16 protein-coding genes are annotated in these 19,530 nt (G+C 74.2%); 6 read left to right on the top strand and 10 right to left on the bottom strand.

Annotated elements, in window-relative coordinates; translation table 11 throughout:
* Nucleotides 1–71: 71 nt before the first annotated feature.
* The 4 genes from C1I92_RS26660 to C1I92_RS26645 are packed head-to-tail and all read right to left on the bottom strand — an operon-like array spanning nucleotide 72 to nucleotide 3,515.
* On the bottom strand, nucleotides 72–1,280 hold the full coding sequence (locus tag C1I92_RS26660) for an ABC transporter permease (protein ID WP_111257666.1): 1,209 nt from the start codon (nucleotides 1,278–1,280) through the stop codon (nucleotides 72–74).
* Complete coding sequence (locus C1I92_RS26655) at nucleotides 1,277–1,936, bottom strand: ABC transporter ATP-binding protein (protein WP_111257665.1); 660 nt, start codon at nucleotides 1,934–1,936, stop codon at nucleotides 1,277–1,279. Before C1I92_RS26655 ends, C1I92_RS26660 begins: the two co-directional genes overlap by 4 nt.
* Nucleotides 1,933–2,997: a peptidoglycan-binding domain-containing protein gene (locus C1I92_RS26650; RefSeq protein WP_111257664.1), complete on the bottom strand. Its 1,065-nt coding sequence runs from the start codon at nucleotides 2,995–2,997 to the stop codon at nucleotides 1,933–1,935. Before C1I92_RS26650 ends, C1I92_RS26655 begins: the two co-directional genes overlap by 4 nt.
* Complete coding sequence (locus tag C1I92_RS26645) at nucleotides 2,994–3,515, bottom strand: hypothetical protein (RefSeq protein WP_111257663.1); 522 nt, start codon at nucleotides 3,513–3,515, stop codon at nucleotides 2,994–2,996. Before C1I92_RS26645 ends, C1I92_RS26650 begins: the two co-directional genes overlap by 4 nt.
* A 95-nt stretch (nucleotides 3,516–3,610) precedes the next feature.
* Here C1I92_RS26645 and C1I92_RS26640 point away from each other — a divergent pair, with 95 nt between their 5' ends.
* The 4 genes from C1I92_RS26640 to C1I92_RS26625 all read left to right on the top strand — a co-directional run bounded on the left by C1I92_RS26640 (nucleotide 3,611) and on the right by C1I92_RS26625 (nucleotide 7,323).
* Nucleotides 3,611–4,270, top strand: coding sequence for a response regulator transcription factor (locus C1I92_RS26640; protein WP_199521619.1), 660 nt, complete (start codon nucleotides 3,611–3,613; stop codon nucleotides 4,268–4,270).
* A complete protein-coding gene (locus C1I92_RS26635; protein ID WP_111257662.1) occupies nucleotides 4,267–5,436 on the top strand; it encodes a sensor histidine kinase in 1,170 nt (389 codons plus the stop codon). The genes C1I92_RS26640 and C1I92_RS26635 overlap by 4 nt, the downstream gene beginning before the upstream one ends.
* A gap of 198 nt (nucleotides 5,437–5,634) precedes the next feature.
* On the top strand, nucleotides 5,635–7,077 hold the full coding sequence (gene mptB, locus C1I92_RS26630) for a polyprenol phosphomannose-dependent alpha 1,6 mannosyltransferase MptB (RefSeq protein WP_111257661.1): 1,443 nt from the start codon (nucleotides 5,635–5,637) through the stop codon (nucleotides 7,075–7,077).
* 3 nt (nucleotides 7,078–7,080) lie between these two features.
* Nucleotides 7,081–7,323 (top strand): hypothetical protein, encoded by a 243-nt coding sequence (locus C1I92_RS26625; RefSeq protein ID WP_111257660.1) that lies wholly within the window; start codon nucleotides 7,081–7,083, stop codon nucleotides 7,321–7,323.
* 364 nt (nucleotides 7,324–7,687) lie between these two features.
* Here the strand turns inward: C1I92_RS26625 and C1I92_RS26620 are convergent, their stop codons facing one another.
* From C1I92_RS26620 to C1I92_RS26605, 4 genes are all read right to left on the bottom strand, one after another.
* Complete coding sequence (locus tag C1I92_RS26620; protein ID WP_111257659.1) at nucleotides 7,688–9,244, bottom strand: M28 family metallopeptidase; 1,557 nt, start codon at nucleotides 9,242–9,244, stop codon at nucleotides 7,688–7,690.
* 130 nt (nucleotides 9,245–9,374) lie between these two features.
* Nucleotides 9,375–11,243: an alpha-galactosidase gene (locus C1I92_RS26615; protein ID WP_111257658.1), complete on the bottom strand. Its 1,869-nt coding sequence runs from the start codon at nucleotides 11,241–11,243 to the stop codon at nucleotides 9,375–9,377.
* Nucleotides 11,240–13,678 carry a beta-glucosidase family protein gene (locus C1I92_RS26610; RefSeq protein WP_111257657.1) on the bottom strand — a complete coding sequence of 813 codons (2,439 nt, stop codon included), beginning with the start codon at nucleotides 13,676–13,678 and terminating at the stop codon, nucleotides 11,240–11,242. Before C1I92_RS26610 ends, C1I92_RS26615 begins: the two co-directional genes overlap by 4 nt.
* A gap of 22 nt (nucleotides 13,679–13,700) precedes the next feature.
* A complete protein-coding gene (locus C1I92_RS26605) occupies nucleotides 13,701–15,026 on the bottom strand; it encodes an ABC transporter substrate-binding protein (RefSeq protein WP_111257656.1) in 1,326 nt (441 codons plus the stop codon).
* 151 nt (nucleotides 15,027–15,177) lie between these two features.
* Here C1I92_RS26605 and C1I92_RS26600 point away from each other — a divergent pair, with 151 nt between their 5' ends.
* A complete protein-coding gene (locus C1I92_RS26600; protein WP_111257655.1) occupies nucleotides 15,178–16,890 on the top strand; it encodes an alpha-galactosidase in 1,713 nt (570 codons plus the stop codon).
* 9 nt (nucleotides 16,891–16,899) lie between these two features.
* Here C1I92_RS26600 and C1I92_RS26595 read toward each other — a convergent pair whose 3' ends face one another.
* Together C1I92_RS26595 and C1I92_RS26590 are read right to left on the bottom strand one after the other, a co-directional pair.
* On the bottom strand, nucleotides 16,900–18,117 hold the full coding sequence (locus C1I92_RS26595; protein ID WP_111257654.1) for a sensor histidine kinase: 1,218 nt from the start codon (nucleotides 18,115–18,117) through the stop codon (nucleotides 16,900–16,902).
* Nucleotides 18,117–18,773, bottom strand: coding sequence for a response regulator transcription factor (locus C1I92_RS26590; RefSeq protein ID WP_111257653.1), 657 nt, complete (start codon nucleotides 18,771–18,773; stop codon nucleotides 18,117–18,119). The genes C1I92_RS26595 and C1I92_RS26590 overlap by 1 nt, the downstream gene beginning before the upstream one ends.
* 147 nt (nucleotides 18,774–18,920) lie before the next feature.
* Between C1I92_RS26590 and C1I92_RS26585 the strand changes: the two genes are divergently transcribed.
* On the top strand, nucleotides 18,921–19,530 hold a 610-nt coding region (locus tag C1I92_RS26585; protein ID WP_111257652.1), incomplete at its 3' end, for a hypothetical protein.

Here is a 19,530-nt window from a genome sequence, read left to right as displayed (position 1 = left end):
TCCCCAGGCATGCTTTCCTGGGGAAGCGGGAGCACGCATGGTTAACGTGATCATTCCCGGCCGGGGCGAGGTCAGGGGGCGGTCAGGGCCAGCGCCGGGGCGAGGCGGGCGGCGCGGATCGCCGGGTACAGGCCGGCCAGCGCGCCGATGAGCAGCGTCGCGCCGACCCCGCCGGCCATCGCCCAGACGGGCACGACGACCGGCCAGCCCTGCGCCGTCGCGTAGGCCGCGGTGACGCCGATCCCGGCCAGCACGCCCGCCACCCCGCCCAAGGCCGACAGCAGCAGCGCCTCGCAGACGAACTGCACCCGGATCTGCCCGCGGGTGGCGCCGAGCGAGCGCCGCAGCCCGATCTCGGCGCGCCGCTCCAGCACCGAGATCACCATCGTGTTCGCCACACCGACGCCGCCGACCAGCAGCGCGACCGCGCCGAGGCCGAGCAGCAGTGCGTTGAGGGTGCTGTCGGCCGCGGCCTGGGCGACCAGCGCGTCCGACGGGCGGGCGACGTCGACCTCGTGCGGGGCCGCCGGGTTCGCCGCCGCCGCGAGCACCGCCTGCACGTCCTCGACGGCGCCGTCGGCCGCCCGGGCGTACACCGTGGTCGGCAGCCCGTCGAACCCGAGCAGCGCCTCGGCGACCGGCCAGCCGACCAGCGCCGACGTGTCCAGCTCGGGCGCCAGCGGCACCGGGTCGAGGATTCCCGTGACGGTGAACCACTGGCCGCCCAGCCACACCGTCTGCTCCGGCCCGGCCGCGCCGACGCCGAGCCGCTCCGCCGCCGTCGCGCCCAGCACGACCGCCGGGTACTGCGCCGTCGCCGCGTCGAGGAAGGCGCCGCTGGCGACCGTCGCCGCTACGGTGTCCAACAGGGCGAGGTCGGCGGCGAGGACGGCGAGGCTGTTGGTCTCGCCGGACGGGATGAGGTCGTTGCGGTAGACCGCGGTGTCCGGGACGACGCCGATCGCCGTCACCGAGGTCACGGGCCCGATCTGCCCGACCATCCCGACCGACTCGGCCGGCAGCTGGGCGTCCGCGCCGAACAGGTCCTGGCCGGGGCCGGCCGAGAGCAGGTTGGTCCCCAGCGCGTCGAGCTGGCGATTCAGCTCCTCGCGGCTGGACGTGGAGATGCCGACGACGGCGATCATCGCGGCGATGCCGATCGCGATGCCCAGCGCCGACAGCACCACCCGGGTCGGCCGGGACCGCAGCCCGGCGCCGCCGGTGTGCACGACGTCGGCCGGCCGCAGCCGGGCCGGCCGCAGCGTCGCGGCGGCGCTCACGACGTCACCCGCCCGTCGCGCATCTCCACCCGGCGCGGCAGCGCGGCGGCGATCTCGCGGTCGTGCGTGATGATCACGACCGTCGTGCCGGCCGCGTTCAGCCCGCGCAGCAGGTCCATCACGCCGGCGCCGGCCACCGAGTCCAGGTTGCCCGTGGGCTCGTCGGCCAGCAGGAGCGCCGGCCCGCCGACGACGGCGCGGGCGATGGCGACGCGCTGGCGCTCCCCGCCGGACAGCTCGTGCGGCCGGTGCCGCAGCCGGTGCGCCAGCCCGACCCGCTCCAGCGCCTCCTCCGCGCGCCGCAGCCGCCGCGACCGCGACGCGCCCGCGTACAACAGCCCGTCGGCGACGGTGTCCAGCGCGGCCACGCCGGTCGTGAGGTGGAACTGCTGGAACACGAAGCCGATGGCCCGGGCCCGCAATGCCGACAGCTGCCGGTCGGTCAGCCCGGCGATCCGGTGCCCGGCGATGCGCACCTCCCCCGACGTCGGCCGGTCCAGGGTGCCGATGACGTTGAGCATCGTCGACTTCCCCGATCCGGACGGGCCGACGATGCCGACCAGCTCGCCCGGCTGGATCGTCAGCGTGACGCCGCGGACCGCGTGCACGCCGCCCGGGTATGCCTTGGCGACGTCGCTCAGCTCGACGATGCTCATGCCGGCACCCCCACGACGGTGCCGTCCTCGATGCCCGCACCGCTGACCTCGACCAGCCCGGACGCGAACATGCCGGTCTCGACCGGCACGAACTCGGTGTCCGCGCCGTCGACGACCTGCACCGCGTAGCCGCCCTCGGCCAGCGCGACCAGCGCGCCGACCGGGACCGCGAGCACGCCCTGCACTTCCGCGGCCACCAGGCCGACGTCCACCGGCGCGGAGTCCAGCGCGCCGGCCACCGCCGGGTCGGCCAGCGCCAGCGTCACGTCGATGACGGCCGAGCTGGTGGCCGGGTCGCCGGTGTCGACCGCCGTGGCCACCGGGCTGACGGCGGACACCGTCGCGGCCGCGCTGGTCCCGTCCGGCAGCAGCACGGTGGCCGCCGTGCCGGGCGCGACGAGGTGCTGCTGCGCCGGGTCCAGCCCGACGACGACCACCGGCGTGGTCCCGGTGTACGTCAGCACCGGCGCGTTGCCGCCGAGCGTGGCGCCGGGGACCAGCGCCGGCACGGCGACGCGGATGTCCGCGGCCGCGACGACGATCTCGTCCGTGCCGACGGTCCCGGTCTCCTCGACGCCGAGGTCGTCCTGCCACTCCTCCACCGCGTCCGCCGTGGAACCGTGGTACTCGTCGTCGACCTTGAACCCGGTGTAGCCGAGCGCGGCCAGCGCCGACTCCAGCTGGGCGACATCCGGGCCGGTGACGCCGGGTTCGAGCGTCCGGTACGGCGGCACGGTGCCGTGGATCAGCACGACCGGCTCGCCGTCGACGGCGTACACCGGCTGACCCTGGCCGACGACGCTGCCCGGCGCCGCGATCCAGGTGAGCGTGCCGCCGTCGGACTTGGCCGGCAGCTCCACCGGCGTGCCGTAGCCGAGCACGCCCGGCACCTGCACGGTCTGGGTGAGATCGGTGGTCGTGACGGTGGCCGTGGCCGGCGGCAGGCCGTCCGGTCCGTCGCCGTCCGGCGCGGCGCCGCCGCCGATGCCCCGCGCCACCAGCGCACCCGCGGCGATCACCGCCGCGACGCCGAGCGGCACCAGGATCCGCCGCGGTCTCACTGGTCACCGCCCGCGGGCAGCACGTCCTGGCAGGCCTCCAGCGCCGCCTGGAACCCCGGGTTCGTGCGGTCGATCCCGTCGAACAGGCCCTGGCCGCCCGGCTGCGGGTCGGGGAACTCCGGCAGCCCGTTGTCGCGCATGCACTCGGCGAAGGCCTGGTACTGGTCCAGCTCGGCCGGGTCCGGCTCGGACAGCGCGGCGCCCTCGCCCAGCAGGTCCGCGCACGCCTCCATCGCGTCCTGGTAGGCCGGCGAGTCCGGGTCGACGCCCTCGCCGACCTGCGGCCGCCCGGTGGTCGGATCGGGGTCGGCCATGTCGATCCCGTTGTCGCGCATGCACTGGGTGAACGCCAGCGGCCCCGGCTCGGTACTCGGCTCGTCGTCCGGCCCGGCCGTCAGCGCGACGCTCGGCGCGTCCGTCTCCGTCTGCGCCGTCGCGACCTCCGGCGCGTCGCCGTCGTCGCTGCAGGCGCCCAGTCCGGCCACGCCGAGCAGCAGGAACGCCACGGTCATCGTCATCTGTCGAGTCATCATGAGTCCAGCGAAGCGGCCGGCACATAACCAGGGCGTGACTAGTTATGCGCGGGTTACACGGAGTAGGTGACCATGGGAGCATGCGGATTCTCGTGGTCGAGGACGAACGGATCCTGGCCGACGCGGTGGCCGAGTGGCTGCGGCGCGAGTCGTTCGCCGTCGACCTCGCCTACGACGGCGACGCCGCGCTCGAGCGACTCGGCGTGCACGGCTACGACGTCGTCGTGCTCGACCGCGACCTGCCCGGCACCCACGGCGACGACGTGTGCCGGCGGATCCTCGAGTCCGGCGCCGAGCCGCCACGCATCCTCATGCTGACGGCGTCCGCCGGCATCCGCGACCGCGTCGCCGGCCTCGGGCTGGGCGCCGACGACTACCTGACCAAGCCGTTCGCGTTCGCCGAGCTGTCCGCCCGGGTGCACGCGCTGCTGCGCCGGGCCCGGCCGGCCGCGCCGCCGGTGCTGGAGCGGGCCGGCATCCGGGTCGACCCCGCCCGCCGCTCCGTCACCCGCGACGGCCGGCCGGTCACGCTGGCCAACAAGGAGCTGGCCGTGCTCACCGAGCTGCTGCGCGCCGACGGCGCCGTCGTCAGCGCCGAGCAACTGCTGGAGAAGGCGTGGGACGAGAACATCGACCCGTTCACCAACGTCGTACGGGTGACGATGATGAAGCTGCGGCGCAAACTCGGCGAGCCGCCGGTCGTCGAGACGGTGGCCGGCGCGGGATACCGGCTGCCGTGACCCGCTGGACCCTGCGGCTGCGACTGACGGCGCTCTACGGCGGCCTGTTCGTGCTGGCCGGCGCGCTGGTCCTGGCCGTGACGTACCTGCTGGTGCGGCAGAGCCTGGAGTCGATCACCGACCCCGGCCGCGACTCGTCCGACCTCGCGTCGCTGCGCGCGTCGGCCGCCGTCAGCGGCAACGTCGACGAGGTGGTCGCCCAGGTGCAGGCCCAGCAGCAGGCGCTGCAGGACACCGCGCTGGAGTCGCTGCTGACGCAGGGCGCGGTGGCGCTCCTGGTCGTCGGCGCGGTCGCCGCGGCCGGCGGCTGGCTGGTCACCGGCCGCGCGCTGCGCCCGCTCAACGCCATCACCCGGACCGCACGGCGAATCGCCCGCGGCGGCGGCGCCCGTGGCCTGCACGAACGCATCGCGCTCAGCGGCCCCGACGACGAGGTGAAACGGCTCGCCGACACGTTCGACGACATGCTGGAGCAGCTGGACCGCTCGTTCGACGGCCAGCGCCGGTTCGTCGCCAACGCCTCGCACGAGCTGCGCACGCCGCTCGCCCTCAACCGCGCGCTGGTCGAGCTCGCGGTGACCGAGGCCGGCGCGTCCGAGGAGACCCGGCGGCTGGGCACGGCGCTGCTGGCGGTCAACCAGCGCCACGAACGGCTCATCGACGGCCTGCTCACCCTGGCCGACAGCGAGCACGCCGTCACCGACCGCTCCCCGGTCGACCTCGCGTCCCTCGCCACGCACGTGGTCGAACAGGCGGCCGCCGACGCGGCCCAGGCCGGCGTCAAGGTGCGGCTCGGCCCGCTACCACCGGCTGCCACCAGCGGCGACCCCATCCTGCTGGAGCGGCTCACGCAGAACCTGGTCGAGAACGCCATACGCCACAACGCCCCGGGCGGCTGGCTGTCGGTGTCGACGGCCCCCGGCGACGGCACGGTCTCGCTGGTCGTCGCGAACACCGGCCCGGCCGTCCCCGCCGACGAGGTCGAGGTGCTGTTCCAGCCGTTCCGCCGGCTCGGCGACCGGCGCGCGGGACCGGACCGCGGCTTCGGCCTCGGCCTGTCGATCGTCCGCGCCGTCGCCCGTGCCCACGACGGCGACGCAACCGCCGTCCCCCGCCCCGGCGGAGGCTTGACGGTCACGGTCACGCTGCCCGCACGGCGGCCCTGACCCGCGCGGACCAGCGGGTGTGGGGCGGGTGGTTCGTGGAGCCGGCGTAAGAAATCCGCCCGGAAAGGGCGACCACCTACGGAGGCCAGCGGCCGGCTCCACGAACCAGCCGCCCCACACCACCGTTCACCGCGCCGCCCGGCGCCGTTCATCGAAGGGCCGTCCGCTCCACGCCGACGTCTGGCTACGTATCGGGTGATGATCGCCATCACGTCGCCGAGGGCCACGCTGGTGGCCGGTGCGGTCGCGTCCGTGACGGTCGCCGTGTCCGTCACGCTGGCCGGGCCGATTCCTGGCGTGATCCTGCCGGACGGGCCGCTCGGGCTGTGGCGCGCCGCCGACACCGGGCGGCCGGCCTGGAGCGTCCTGGCGATCGTCGCGATCACCGGACTGTCGCTGGCGTTCGTCCGGTTGTACCTGCTGGCCCGCGACGGCGTCGTCGACGTGCGGTGGGTGGCGCGGACGGCGGCCGCCTGGACGGCGCCGGTGCTGCTGGCCCAGCCGATCCTCAGCCTGGACGCGTACTCCTACGTCGCGCAGGGCCAGCTGCTCAACGTCGGCATCGACCCGTACCTGACCGGCCCGATCGTGTTCGGCGCCGGTCCGCTGCTGGACCCGGTCGCGCCGGTCTGGCGGATGACGCCGGCGCCGTACGGTCCGCTGTCGCTGCGGCTGCTGGGCTGGTCCGCCGACGTCACCGACGCCGAGCCGGTGCCGTTCGTGCTGCTGCTGCGGGTGCTGGCGATCGTCGCGGTGCTGATCGCGACGATCGCCGCCGTGCGGCTGGCGCGGCCGGACGCGCGCGCCGCCACCGTGGCGCTGGTCGCGGCGAACCCGATCGTCGTGCTGCACCTGGTCGGCGGCGTGCACCTGGACGTGCTGGTCGGCGCGCTGGCGCCGGTCGTGCTGCTGGCGGTGCGGCGACGTTGGTGGTCGCTGGCGGCGCTGGCCGCGGCTATCGCGTTCGCGCTGAAGCTGCCCGGGCTGGTGCTCGTGGGCTACGTGCTGTGGGCCCGGTTCCGGCAGCCGGACCGCCGGCTCGCCGGTACGGCACGGGTGCTGGCGGTGACTGTCGCCGTGACGCTGGTCGCGGCGGCCGCCGTCCCGGACGGCTGGGGCTGGATCGCGGCGCTCGACACGCCCGGCAAGGTCGACGCGCTGTACACCGTCCCGGCCGCGCTGGCCGCCGTCGTGTACGCGGGCACGGCGCTGACCACGGACTTCGGGGCGCTGCTGGACGGGTCCCGGCTGGTGTGCGCGGCCGCCGGCGCGGTACTGATCGGCTGGCTGCTGGTCCGCGGCGGCCATCCGTCGGCGCCGGTGCGCCGGGCCGGCGCGCTGGTCGGGGCCGCGCTGGTGGTGCTGGCCCTGGCCGCGCCGGTCATCCACGCCTGGTACCTGGCGTGGGCGCTGGCGCTGCTGGCGGCCTGTGCCGGGCTCGCGGGGCAGCGGGGGCTGATCGCGCTGAGCGTCGCGCTCTGCTTCACCGCGCTACCGGATCCGCTGACCCGCTGGCACCACGGGCTGTTGCCGCTGACGCTGGTGCTGCTGGTGGTCGCGCTGCTGGTGACGTTCCGCTGGCTGTCGAGCGTCCACGCACCATCGCCCAGGCATCATGACGTCACCAGCGCCATGCTTTGATGCATGAGGATCACACTGACTCTCGACCCGGACGTCGCGACGATGATCGAGACCATCCGGCGTGAGCGGGGAGCCACGCTTCGCGATGTCGTCAACGACGCTCTCCGCAAGGGCCTCGCACAGACAAAACCCACCAGCCGCGAGGTGTTCGCCACGCGCACGGTCACGCTCGGGCAGCCCAGCCGGCCTGGAGTGGACGATGTCGCTGACGTTCTCGAACAGGTCGAAGACGGATTGCACCCGTGATCATCGTCGGCGCCAAAATCCTTCTCGAAGCGCGCGTCAGCGACCATCTGTAGCACGAGGCAGGACACCGAGGACTCGACACAGCGCTCAACGGCACCGGCCGAGTCGGCCTGCCGCGGGAGAGCCAGCCGGCGTTCGTCCGCCTCGTCACCAACCCGAAGTTCTTTCCCCCGGAGTCGGCGCACGATGCCTCGCGCCAGGTCGGCGAGTGGCTGGATGCCGATCCGACCTTGGTCCAGCAGCGCCGTCGAGCACGGCCTGACGCTTGTCTCGACCGACGGCGACTTCGCCAGGTTCCCCGGGCCGCGCTGGGAGAACCCGATCGCCGAATGAGCGGCATCGCCGCCGGTCGAGAGGCGCGTGGTCAGCGACGCGGCTTGACGCCGTTGACCGTGGAGGTGTCGTAGGCGAAGGTGACCACCGCCGAGCCGATCACGTCGGCGTTGATGTCCAGCGCCTCGGTGTTGACGTTGCCGACGAGGTCGTACTCCGCCGCCAGCGCGTCGTAGACGGCCTCGTCCTGGCCTTCGCCGGTGAGGTTGTCGCAGGCCGAGTGGTAGCACGGGTCGAACGCGACGCCGGCCAGGCCGCCGTACATCTCCACCTGCTCCTCGGTCTTCCCGATCTCGGCGCCGGTGAACAGGCCGCCGGCCGGGATGTCCGCGGCGATGAACGCGCCGTAGTCCGAGCGGCCGGAGAACTCGCTGTCGTTGAACGGCTGGTTCCGGCGGGTGTAGATCTGCTCGAACACGTCCTCGATCTGCGCCGAGCCCTCCGGGATGAAGCCCTCCTCCGCGGTGCCGCCGGAGTTGTCGCCGTCGTAGATGCCGAACATGTAGTTGGGCGAGGCGACCATGTCGAAGTTCAGGTAGAGCGCGATCTTGTCCCGCTCCGCCTGCGACAGGTTCGGCACGTAGAAGTTCGAGCCGAGCAGGCCGGACTCCTCCGCGCCCCACCAGGCGAAGCGCACCTGGTTCTTGAGGTTCTGCCGGTTGATCTGGATGGCGGTCTCCAGCAGCGCGGCGCTGCCGCTGCCGTTGTCGTTGATGCCCGGGCCCTCCTGGACGCTGTCCAGGTGCGCGCCGGCCATCACGACGTTGTCCGGGTTGCCCTTGGTGGTCTCGGCCAGCACGTTCCAGGTCGTGCGTGTGTCGGCGGTGAAGTCGACCTTGACGCGGACGGTGGCGCCGGGCGTCGCGGCGAGGCTGGCGCCGGCGTCGAACGTCGCGAACACCGCGGGGATGGTGAGGCCGGTGGCGTCGCCGATCATCCCGACCAGGCCGACCCGGCCGGGCGCCTGGCCCTCGTTCATCACGACGACGGCGGCCGCGCCGGCGGCCTGGGCGTTGAGCACCTTGACGTTGAAACCGCAGAAGCCGCGCTGGACCAGTGCGACGCTGCCCGGCGCCATGCCGGCGAAGTCGGACGCCTCGCAGCCGCTGTTCGACGTGTTGTCCGGCAGGCTGGGCGCGTCGAGACGCAGGTCGGCCGGGAACAGCGGGCCGGTCGCCTCGCCCTGCGGCACGCCGGAGTCGAAGTCGGCGCGGATGAACTCGCTGCCCTCGTCGTACGTGCGCGGCGACGGGGTGACCCGCTCCAGCTCGGACCGCTCGTCGAAGTACTCGAACTGGAACGCCTGGACCTCCGGCGTGTACCCGGCCTGCTCGAGCTGCTCGACGATGTAGTCGACGGAGGCCGCGTAGCCCGGCAGGCCCGAGGCCCGGTTGCCGCCGTTGTCGTCGCCGATCTCCTGCAGCTCCTCCAGGTGGCCCATGACCGCCTCGAGGGTGATCAGCTTGTTCAGCTGGCGGATCGTGACCTCGTCGTTCGCCGCGTGAGCGGGGACGGTCAGCAGACACGTCGCCGCCAGCACACCGGCACTGGCGGCGGCGACGGCGCGCCTGGTTGGTCGTCTCGTCATCGGGGCAACCTCCTGCACAGGTTCCTGGATGCCGGCCTGCGGACCGGAAAATGATGAGCGAGACACTAGACGGCCGGACGTCTGCGCAGAAGACCTTGACAGCGTCGGATTTGTTACTGTTCCGCGCCGTTCAGTCGCCGGAGTGTTCCACCAGCCACAGTCCGGGGGCCAGCCGGCGGGTCGAGTAGCGGCGGTCCGGACGCAGTCCGCGCGGCGCCGGCGCCGTGTCGCCGGGGCGCGGCGGGCCGCCGTCCGCGGGCAGCCGGATCACCCGCAGCAGGTGCCGGTCGTCGTCCAGGCTGAGCTGGGTGGCGACCTCACGTGGGCCGCCGCCGCCCCGCAGCGGCTGACCGGTCAGCCGGTGCAGCGTGCCGTCGCGGACGAACTCGGCGACGACGTCGCGGTACAGCTCGACGTGCTCGGCCAGCCGGGCGCGCAGCCGGCCGGGCAGCTCGGGCAGCCGCTGCGAGATGCCGAACCGGTGGAACGACGCCGCCAGCAGCGTCGCGCCGAACTCGTCCGGCGTGAGCGCGGCGACGTCGATCGCCTGGCCCGGGTGCTCGCCCCGCCACGGCGACCACGACCAGTGCAGCATCGCCACGGGCGGCAGCAGCAGCCCGGCGGCCCACTCCACCTGCAGGTGGTGCTCGGTCCAGTCCGGGTCGGAGAGGAAGAAGCAGTGCACGTGCCGGGCCAGCCCGAGGTCGATCCGCAGCCCGCCGGACGAGCACGCCTCCAGCACGACGTCGGGATGGTCGCGACGGAACGCGTCGAGCACCGCGTACAGGCCCTCGTAGTGCCGCAGCAGCCCGTCGCCGGCGCCGTGGCCGTGGTCGGTGCGGTCGCAGCCGGCGCCGGGGTCGACGTTGAAGTCCAGCTTCAGCCAGGTCGCGCCGGTCGTGCCGACGACGTCGTCGAGCCCGGCCGCGACGTGGGCCCGGCCGGCCGGCGAGCCCAGGCAGACGTAGCCGAGGAACGCCGGATCGTCCGGGTCCAGCGAGACCGTCGTGTCGCGGTAGCCGACGGGCTCGACCGGCGCCGAGCGCGTGGCGACCAGCTCCGGGTGCTCGCGCCGCAGCCGCGACGCCGCGCCGAGCGCCTCCGCCTCCACCCAGACGCCGAACCCGGCGCCGCGCTCACGCACCGCGCCGGCCAGCGCCGCCAGGCCGTGCGGGAACCGGGCGGTGTTGACCTCGTCCCAGTCGCCGCGCTCGTCGGTCCACCGGCTGCCCTCGTCGGGGCGGCCGAACCAGCCCGCGTCCAGCGTGCACACCTCGATCCCCAGCGAGGCGGCCACCGCGGCGTTGGCCAGGAACGTCGCCTCGTCGATCTCGGCGTCCTCATAGGGCCACCAGTGGTTCCACTCGACCGGCAGCGCGCCGGGTGGCCGGGGCAGCAGGTCGCGGGCGACCGCACGGGTCAGGGCGACGGCGGCAGCCTCCAGGTCCGGCCCGGCCGCGATCACCACCGACGGCGCCCGCCAGCTCGCACCCGGCGGCAGCTCCAGCGCGAACTCCCACGGCGAGATGCCCGCCGTCAGCTCGCCGGACGGATCCAGCGTGATGTGCCAGTTGCCGCTCCACGCCGGCGCGACGATGACGGCGGCGCCGGGTCGCTCCAGCCCGACCCACGGATGCGCGCCGTGCGACGACCGGCCGGACCGGGTCTCGACGACCAGGCCGCCGACTAGGTCCGGCGTCCGCACCGGGGCGAACTCCGCGCCCCACGCCGACGTGAAGTGCAGCCCGGCCCACTCCCCCGGGCCGAGCCGGGCCCGCAGCGGGTCGGCCCGGCGCACCGTCACTGGCACGGCGCCCGGGTTGCTCACCGTCACGGTCAGCTCCCAGACGCCGCCGACGGTGAGCGGCGTCGCCGACCACTCGGCCACGGGCTCAGCGCCGTCCGCGTCCACCAGCCCGGCGGCCGGGCCGGACAGCACCGGCTCCGCGCCGACGAGCAGCCGGACCTCGTCGTCGGAGCGGACCAGCCGGGCCGTCATCCCGCGACGACCACCTCGTGCCGGACGGCGGCGTCGTCGCGGCTGTGCCCGCCCACGACCAGCGCGTACCGGCCGGGCACGGTCGCCCAGCCGCCGTCGCGCCAACGCTGGAACGCCCGCGCGGGGACGGTCAGCGTCGCGGTGGCCGCGGCGTCCGGGCCGGCCTCGACGACGGCGAACGCGGCCAGTCGGCGGTCACCCGCGGCGGCGCCCGGCGGCTCCAGGTACACCTGCACGACGTGCCGCGACGTGCGGCCGCCGTCGTGGTGCGCCTCGACGGTCAGCTCGGCCGGCTCGCCCGCCGCGAGCTCCGCGGGCCCCTTGACCGACACCGTCCGCCAGGCGCCGTAGCCCAGGCCGAAGCCGAACGGCGCCGCCGGGACCGCGCCGGCCGCGTCCCAGCCGCGGTACCCGATCAGCGCGGCCTCGCGGTAGTCGATGACGCCGTCGACCGGCACGACTTCGCGCACCGGCAGGTCGTCCTCCGACGCCGGCAGCGTCCACGGCAGCCGGCCGGCCGGCTCGGTGCCGCCGAGCAGCACGTCGGCCAGGGCGTGCCCGGCCTCCTGACCGGGCAGCCAGGCCCACAGCACCGCGTCGACCTCGTCCAGCCAGGGCAGCAGCACCGGCGAGCCGGAGTTCACCACGACGACGGTGCGCCGCGCCGCCGCCGCGACGGCCCGGACCAGCGCGTCCTGCTCGCCGGCCAGCGCCAGCGTCGGCCGGTCGAACCCCTCGCTCTCGGTCTCGTCGTTCGTGCCGACCACGACGACGGCGACGTCGGCCCGCTCCGCCGCGGCGACGGCGCGCGCGACCAGCTCGTCCGCGGGCGGGCTCGGCGGCCGGTGCCCGATGACCAGCACGCTCCAGCGGCCGAAGTCGCCCAGCGTCGGGATCTCCACCTCGACGTCGACGTTCACCTCGCGGCGCTCGCCGGGCGCGACGTCGATCAGCAGCGGCGCGCCGGGCGGGTGGTGGCTGACGCCGGTGAGCACCTCGTGCTCGGTCGCCGTGGCGTCGTGGGTCCAGACCGCCTCACCGTCGACGGCGGTGCGGTGCCGGCCGAGCACGCCGATGACCAGGTCGTGCGTCCCCGGCTCGTCGAGCGCGAGGACCAGCCGCAGCCGCGCGGCGACGGTGCCGGCGTCCGGCGGCGCGATGCGGGCGCTCGGCCCGGCCAGCGGGCCGGCGCCGCGCTCGGTGCCGTCGGCGCCGAGATAGACGACGGACGCCGACGCCAGCAGGTCCGCGGCCAGCGTCGGGTGGACGGTGTGCGCGTCGCAGCCCGGCTCCACCTCGACGACGACGTCCGGGCCGAGCGCCGCGCGCAGTCCCTCCGCCGGCGTGACGACGTGCTCGGGGTTCACGTGCGCGCTGCCGTCACCCTGCACGTGCGGCTCGACGGCGTTCGGCCCGATCAGCGCGACCCGACCCAGCCCGTGCGCCGTCAGCGGCAGCGTCTCGGACCGGTTGCGCAGCAGCACCATCGCCCGGCCGGCCAGCGTGCGCAGCTCGGACCGCACGTCGACGTCCGGGGCCGGCGCCGGCGTGGCGCCGTCCAGCGCGCCGACCCTCCCGGCCAGCCGGAGCAGCCGCACCACCTTGTCATCGACCTCGGCCTCGTCGACGTCGCCGCGGCGGACCGCCTCGACCAGCCGCTCGTTCCACGGCCCGTCCGGGCCGGGCATCACCAGGTCCAGCCCGGCCAGCGCCGTCGGGACGGTCGTGGTGGCGGCCATCCAGTCGCTCATCACCAGGCCGTCGAAACCCCACTCGTCCTTGAGCACCGAGCGCAGCAGCCGCCGGTGCTCCGTCGCCGGCGCGGCCTCGACGCCGTCGTCCAGGCCGTTGTACGCCGCCATGACGGTCCACGCACCGGCCTCGACGACCGCCTCGAACGGCGCCAGGTACACCTCGCGCAGCGTCGCCTCGTCGACCCGGGCGACGTAGCTGGTGCGCTCGGTCTCGCTCTCGTTGGCGACCAGGTGCTTCGGGGTGGCGCCGACGCCGTGCCGCTGGATCGCCGCCACCAGCGCGGCGGCGATGCCCGCCGTCAGCACCGGGTCCTCGGAGTAGTTCTCGAAGTGCCGCCCGCCGTACGGCGTGCGCTGCAGGTTCATCGTCGGCGCCAGCACGACGTCGACGTCCTGCCGGCGCGCCTCGGCCGCGAACACCGCGCCGAGCCGCTCGGCCGCGGCGACGTCCCAGGTGGCGGCCAGCGCCGTCGGGTTCGGGAACGCCGCTGACGGCAGCGGCTCGACGTCGCGGGTGCCGCGGACGCCGGCCGGGCCGTCGGACAGCGCGATGGCCCGCAGCCCGGCCACCGGCGACGGCCTGGTCAGCCACGGCGTGGCCCCGGTCAGCAGGTCGGCCTTCTGCTCCAGGGTCAGCCGCGCCACGCGCTCGGTCAGGTCGTCGGCCGGATGGTCGGGCATGCGGGTCTCTCCTCGGCGCCGGTTACTGGGACTGCTGCCAGTTCTCGTACTCCGCCTGCAGCTGGCTGGCGGCGTCCTCGGGCGAGGTCTGCCCACCGGCCACGGCGGCGTTCATACGGTAAAACAGGTCATTGACCTGTTGTGGCATGATGCTATCGAACGGAAAGATCAGGAACTCCGGCCCCTGCTCCGACGCCGCCTGGGTGGCCTCGGTCTGCGTCCGCAGCAGCGGGTTCTGGATCAGCTCGACGTCGGCGTCGACGTGGTTGCTCGGCTCGATCTGCAGCGCCTCGACGTAGGCGTCCAGCATCTCCTTGCTGGTCGCGAACTTCACGAACTCGATCGCGAGGTCCTTGTTGTCGCTGTAGTTCGTCACGGCGAGCGCGGACGCGGTGCCGCCGGCCTTCGCGCCGACGTTCGACGACGAGTCGAGCACCGGGATCGGGAACGTGACGACGTTCTCCGCGCCGAGGTTCTCGTCCAGCGGGCCGTCCTGCCAGTCGCCGGAGATGAAGCAGGCGCCCTCGCCGTTGAAGAACTTGGTCTCGCCGTCGCCGTTGGTGAGCGAGCCGGCGTCGGGGTTGGTCAGCCTGTCGGTGGTGAACAGCTCCTGGTAGGCCTGGTACGCCTCGACGAACTCGTCGGAGTCGATGGGGCGATCGCCGGCGTACATCTCGAAGAAGCCGTCGGTGCCGATCTGGCCGCCGACCAGCGCCGCCATCACCCAGGCGCCGGTGTAGCCCTCCTGGTTGCCCATCATGACCGGCAACTGACCGCCGTCGCGGATGGAGGCGAGGAAGTCGAGGAACTCCGGCCAGGTGGTGGGCGGCGTGGACGCGTCGACGCCGGCCGCGGCCAGGTTCTGGGTGTTGCAGAAGACCTCGAAGTAGGTGCCGGCGCCGAACGGGACGCCGAGCAGCGCGCCGTCGGGGTCGAAGCCCTGCCGGACCGTGTCCCACCCGTCCAGGGCGTCGATGTCCTCGTCGCTCAGGTGCTCGTCCAGCGGCTCGAGGAAGTCCGCGAAGCTGGACACCATGCCGCCGGCGTAGAGGCTGACCACGTCCGGGCCCTCCTCGGCGAGGCTGGCCGAGCGGAACGCCTGGTCGGCCTGGGCGATGTCGGACGGCTGCTCGATGTACTCGACAGTCACGCCCGGGTGCGCCTCCTCGAAGGCGGTGGCCAGGATGTCCTGGCCGAACTCCGGGCGCAGGATCGAGCGGTCCCAGACGGTCAGGGTCACGTTCTCGTCGCCACCGGTGTTCCCGCCGTCGTCGTCACTTCCACAGGCCGCCAGCGCGGTCGTCGCCGCCAAGGCCAGCACGCATGTTGCCGCGAATCGAGTTCGCATGTCCCCTCCCGTGCGGTCGTCCTCGACCGCGCTGCAATTGATACCAGAGCCATTCCAGCTCAAGCCTCCCCTGCCAGTAAAGTACGGTACCAAGGATTTCTGGTAACGATTGCAATTCGGACCCGAAGCGATGCGCGAGGAAGGTACCGGTATGGGCTTCGAGCGACTGCGGGCGAACGGGCCGGACCGGCTGCTGCCGGGGTTCGAGGACGCGACCGTCCGGCTGGTCCGCCCGTTCAGCTGGGACGCGCCGGACCGCGGCTTCGAGGCGGTCGAGGTGCCGGTCCAGCCGGACGGCGTGACGGTCGTGTCCGGCCCATACGCGACGGCGGACGCGGCGGCGCTCGAGGCCGGTGCCGACCTCGACTTCCCCGGCCTGCCCGGCGACCAGGCGCACCGGTACCTGGCTCAGGGCGTCCCCGCCGCCGGCTCCGCGCGGTTCCAGGACGGGCTGGGGCTGCTCACCGTCGCTTCGCCGGACGGTCTGGCGCTGGCGCTCGCGCAGGACTACAGCGGCACGGTGCTGACGACGCTGCGGGCCGAGCCGGGCGGGCTGCGGCTGACGGTGTCACTGCCGGCCGCGACGTTCAGTCCGTCGGCGCCGGCGGAACCGCCCACCGCGGTGCTGCGGACCGGCGCCGGCGACCACGACGTCGCCGAGGGCTGGCTGCGCGAAGCCGTCCGGGCGGCGATCCCGGCCCGGCCGGACGGACCGCTGACCCCGCCGCTGATCGCCGACACCTGGGGGTTCGGCACCGCGATCACCCCCGAGCTGGTGGCCCGGTTCGTCGACGCGGCCGCCGACCTGGGCGTCGACGTCGTGACCGTCGACAAGGGCTGGGAGGACGAGGTCGGCGACTGGAACGCCGCCGCCGGCTACTCCGGCGGACTGGCCGCGCTGGCCGCCGCCGTGCACGCCCGCGGCGTGGCGTTCGGGTTGTGGTGCGCGGCCGGCAACGCGGCGCCGTCCTCGCGGGTGCTGCGCGAGCACCCGGAGTGGCGGGCGGTCTGGCGCGGCCGCGCCGTGATCCAGTCGCACGACACGTACGTGCTCTGCCTCGGACACGAGCCGGCCCGCGCCTACGTCGAGTCGCGGCTGGAGGCGCTGGTGGAGGCGGGCGTGGACTGGCTGCTGCACGACTTCGAGACGATCGCGCGGTGCGACTCGGCCGAGCACACCCACGACCCCGGCGCCGGTGAGCACGCCTGCGAGGCCGGCTGGTACGCGACGCTGGCGGCGCTGCGCGCCCGGCACCCGGCGCTGGTGGTGGAGAACTGCTGGAACGGCGGCCGCCCGGTGGACCTGCGCATGGTGGCCCACCATGACACCACCATCGGCGACGACTGGGCCCGCTCGGAGTTCAACCGGGTGGCCAAGCTCGGGCTGGGCCGGTACCTGCCGTCGTCGTGGTGCACGGCGTACATGTCCGACGAGGACCTGCCGTCCACCAGCCAGTTGGCCCCGTACGTGGTCGGCGGGCCGTGGGTGGTCATGGGCGACGTCGCCGGCTGGCGGCCCGAGCACCGGGCGCTGGTCCGGCGCGCCGCCGAGGTGTACCGGGCCTGGCGCTCGCCGTCGCTGGACCGCCACGTCGAGGCCGTCGTGACCGAGCCTGCGCTGCCCGCCGTCGGCATCGGCCGCGACGACGGCGCGCAACTGGCCGCCGTCGTGGTGCCGCCGGTGTCCGCCGGGACGCCGGCCCGGTGGTTCCCGTCGCCCCGGCCCGGCGCCGCGCTCTACACGCTGACCGACGAGTGGACCGGCGCGACGCGGACGGTGACCGCCGCCGCCGTCACCGCCGGGATCGACCTCGACACGTCGGCGCCGGCCGGCCTGCTGCTCAGCCTGACGCCGTCGGCCTGACCCCGCCGCCTACGCCGACGAGGGCGCGGCGGGCAGGGTGGCCGTGACGACGAGTCCACCGCCCTCGCGCGGGTGCGCGGCGACCGTGCCGCCGTGGGCGTGGGCGACGGATCGCACGATGGACAGGCCGAGGCCGGCGCCGTGCTGGCCGACCTGCCGGTCCGCGCCGAGGCGGCGAAAGGGTTCGAACATCGGCGCGACCTCGTACGGTGGCACGACCGGCCCGGTGTTGCTCACCACGACCTCGACGCCGCCCGATGCGCCGCCGGCCGGGCCGCTGGTGACCTCGACCCACCCGCCGGGCACGTTGTACCGCAGCCCGTTCTCGACGAGGTTGTACACGAGCCGCTCCAGAAGTACCGCGTCGCCGGCGGTCACCGCCTCGCCGGCCGTGGCCCGGATCTCGACGCCGGCCGCCGCGGCGGCCGCCTTGACCTGTTCGGCCACCTGGGTCACCACGTCGGCGAGATCCACCGCGAAGCGTTCGGGGATGTCGTTCTCGGCGGCGGCGAGGACCAGCAGCCCGCCGATCAGCTGCTCGTGCGACCCGTTGATCTGCAGCAGGTCCTCGCCGAGGCGGTGCACGTCGGCCGAGCCGTCCGTGCGGCGCATGGCCAGCTCGATCAGCGCGCGGCTGAGCGCCAACGGCGTGCGCAACTCGTGGGAGGCGTTCGCCACGAACCGGCGCTGGCCCTCGAACGACTGGTCGAGGCGCTCGATCATCGTGTCGAAGGCGTCGGCCAGGTCCTTCACCTCGTCGTCGGGACCGCGCAGCGCGATGCGCTCGTGCAGACCCCGGTCGGCGGCCGGCGCGGCGGCGATCCGCGCCGCGGTGTCGGTGACCCGGTGCAACGGGGCGAGCACCCGGCCGGCGACCAGCCAGCCGAAGCCCGTCGCGGCCGCGCCGACGACGACCAGCGCGATGCTGCCCTGGGTGATCAGCGCGGTCACGGCGGACTCCCGCAGCCGGACCTGCTGGCCCTCGGGGACGTCGAGCGGCACCACGACGGGCGACGGCGACGCGGTCGGGGCACGGTCATCGGTCTCCCCCCGCGGCTCGCCGACCAGCCCACCCGGGCGGCCGATCTGTTCGTTGAACAGCGCGTAGGTCGTCCCGAGCAGCACCAGGCCGGCGATGAGGAACAGCCCGCTGTAGATCAGCGTCAGCCGCGCCCGCAGGGTGAGCCGGCGTGGCAGCAGCCGGCGTGGCGACAGGTCGCGCGCCATCACCGGATCCGGTATCCCACACCGGCGACGGTCTCGACGACGGGTGGGTCACCGAGCTTGCGCCGCAGTTTGAGGATGGCGAGCCTCACCGCCGCCGTGAACGGGTCGGCGTGCTCGTCCCAGACCTTCTCCAGCAGCTGCTCTGCCGAGACGGTGCCGCCGTCGGCACGCAGCAGCTCGGCCAGGACACCGAACTCCTTGCGCGACAGTGGGACATAGCGGCCATCGCGGAAGGTCTGGTGCCGGGCCGGGTCAAGGACGATGCCGCCGCGGCGCAGCACGGGCGGCGCCGCGGGCCGCGAACGGCGGCCCAGCGCATGGACGCGGGCGGCCAGCTCGGCCAGCGCGAACGGCTTGGTCAGGTAGTCGTCCGCGCCCAGCGACAGGCCGGTGACCCGATCGGTGACGGCGACCGCCGCGGTGAGCATGAGCACCCGGGTCGCGCTGCCGGCGGCGACCAACGCGCGGCACACGTCGTCACCGTGGACGATCGGCAGGTCACGATCGAGCACGACGACGTCGTAGTCGTTGACGGAGGCCCGCTCCATCGCCGCGGCACCGTCCAGCACGACATCGACGGCGTGCGCGTCCTCGCGCAGCCACTCGGCGATCGCGCCGGCGAGCTGCGGCTCGTCCTCGGCCACCAGCACTCGCATGGCGGTCATTATCGCGCGGCCGTTGTTTCTTCTCTGTTGACGCGGCGCGAGGCCGGCCGTGCGGACGGTGGAAACGCCCGGGAAACCGCCGCTGCCGTTCTCTGGTGCCGTGGCCGGTCTCCCGGCCACCCGGCAGAAGGAGACACGATGCGACGACTCACCATCCTGATGACCTTGGTGGCCGCGCTGGCACTGACGATGACCGGTTGCGGCGGCACGGATGGCGACGACGACACCGGGATCGCCGCGGCCGATCGCCCGTCGAGCAGCACGGAGGGCAGTACCGACGAGGAGCCCGCCGAGTCCGAGACGCCCTTGAGTGAGGAGGAACGCGAGGACATCGCGCTCACCCACGCCCAGTGCATGCGCGACAACGGCGTCGAGAGCTTCCCCGACCCCGAGTCCAGTGGCGGCACGAAGATCGACCCGGAGACGATGAACGATCCGGATCGGGAGGCGGCCGAGGCGGCGTGCGAGGAGTACCGCGATCAACTGCGCGCCGAGCCGCCGGAAGGGGGCGGCGGCGACGAGATGATGGCGAACCGGCTGGCGATGGCCGAGTGCATGCGCGAGAACGGTGTCGAGAACTTCCCCGACCCGCAGCCGCCGGGCAGCGCGGAGCGCGGTGAGGTGCTGGACCAGGACGTCGCCGAGGATCCGGACTTCGACGCCGCCATGGAGGAGTGCCGCGACCTGCTCGGCGAGCAGGGCGTCATCGGCGGCGGACCGGGCGGCGGGCCGGGCGGCGGTCCCGGTG

Source organism: Jiangella anatolica (genome assembly GCF_003236295.1).
Classification (GTDB): domain Bacteria; phylum Actinomycetota; class Actinomycetes; order Jiangellales; family Jiangellaceae; genus Jiangella; species Jiangella anatolica.
The sequence above is the reverse complement of the archived record's forward strand: the minus strand, read 5'-3'. Positions and strand labels throughout refer to the sequence as shown.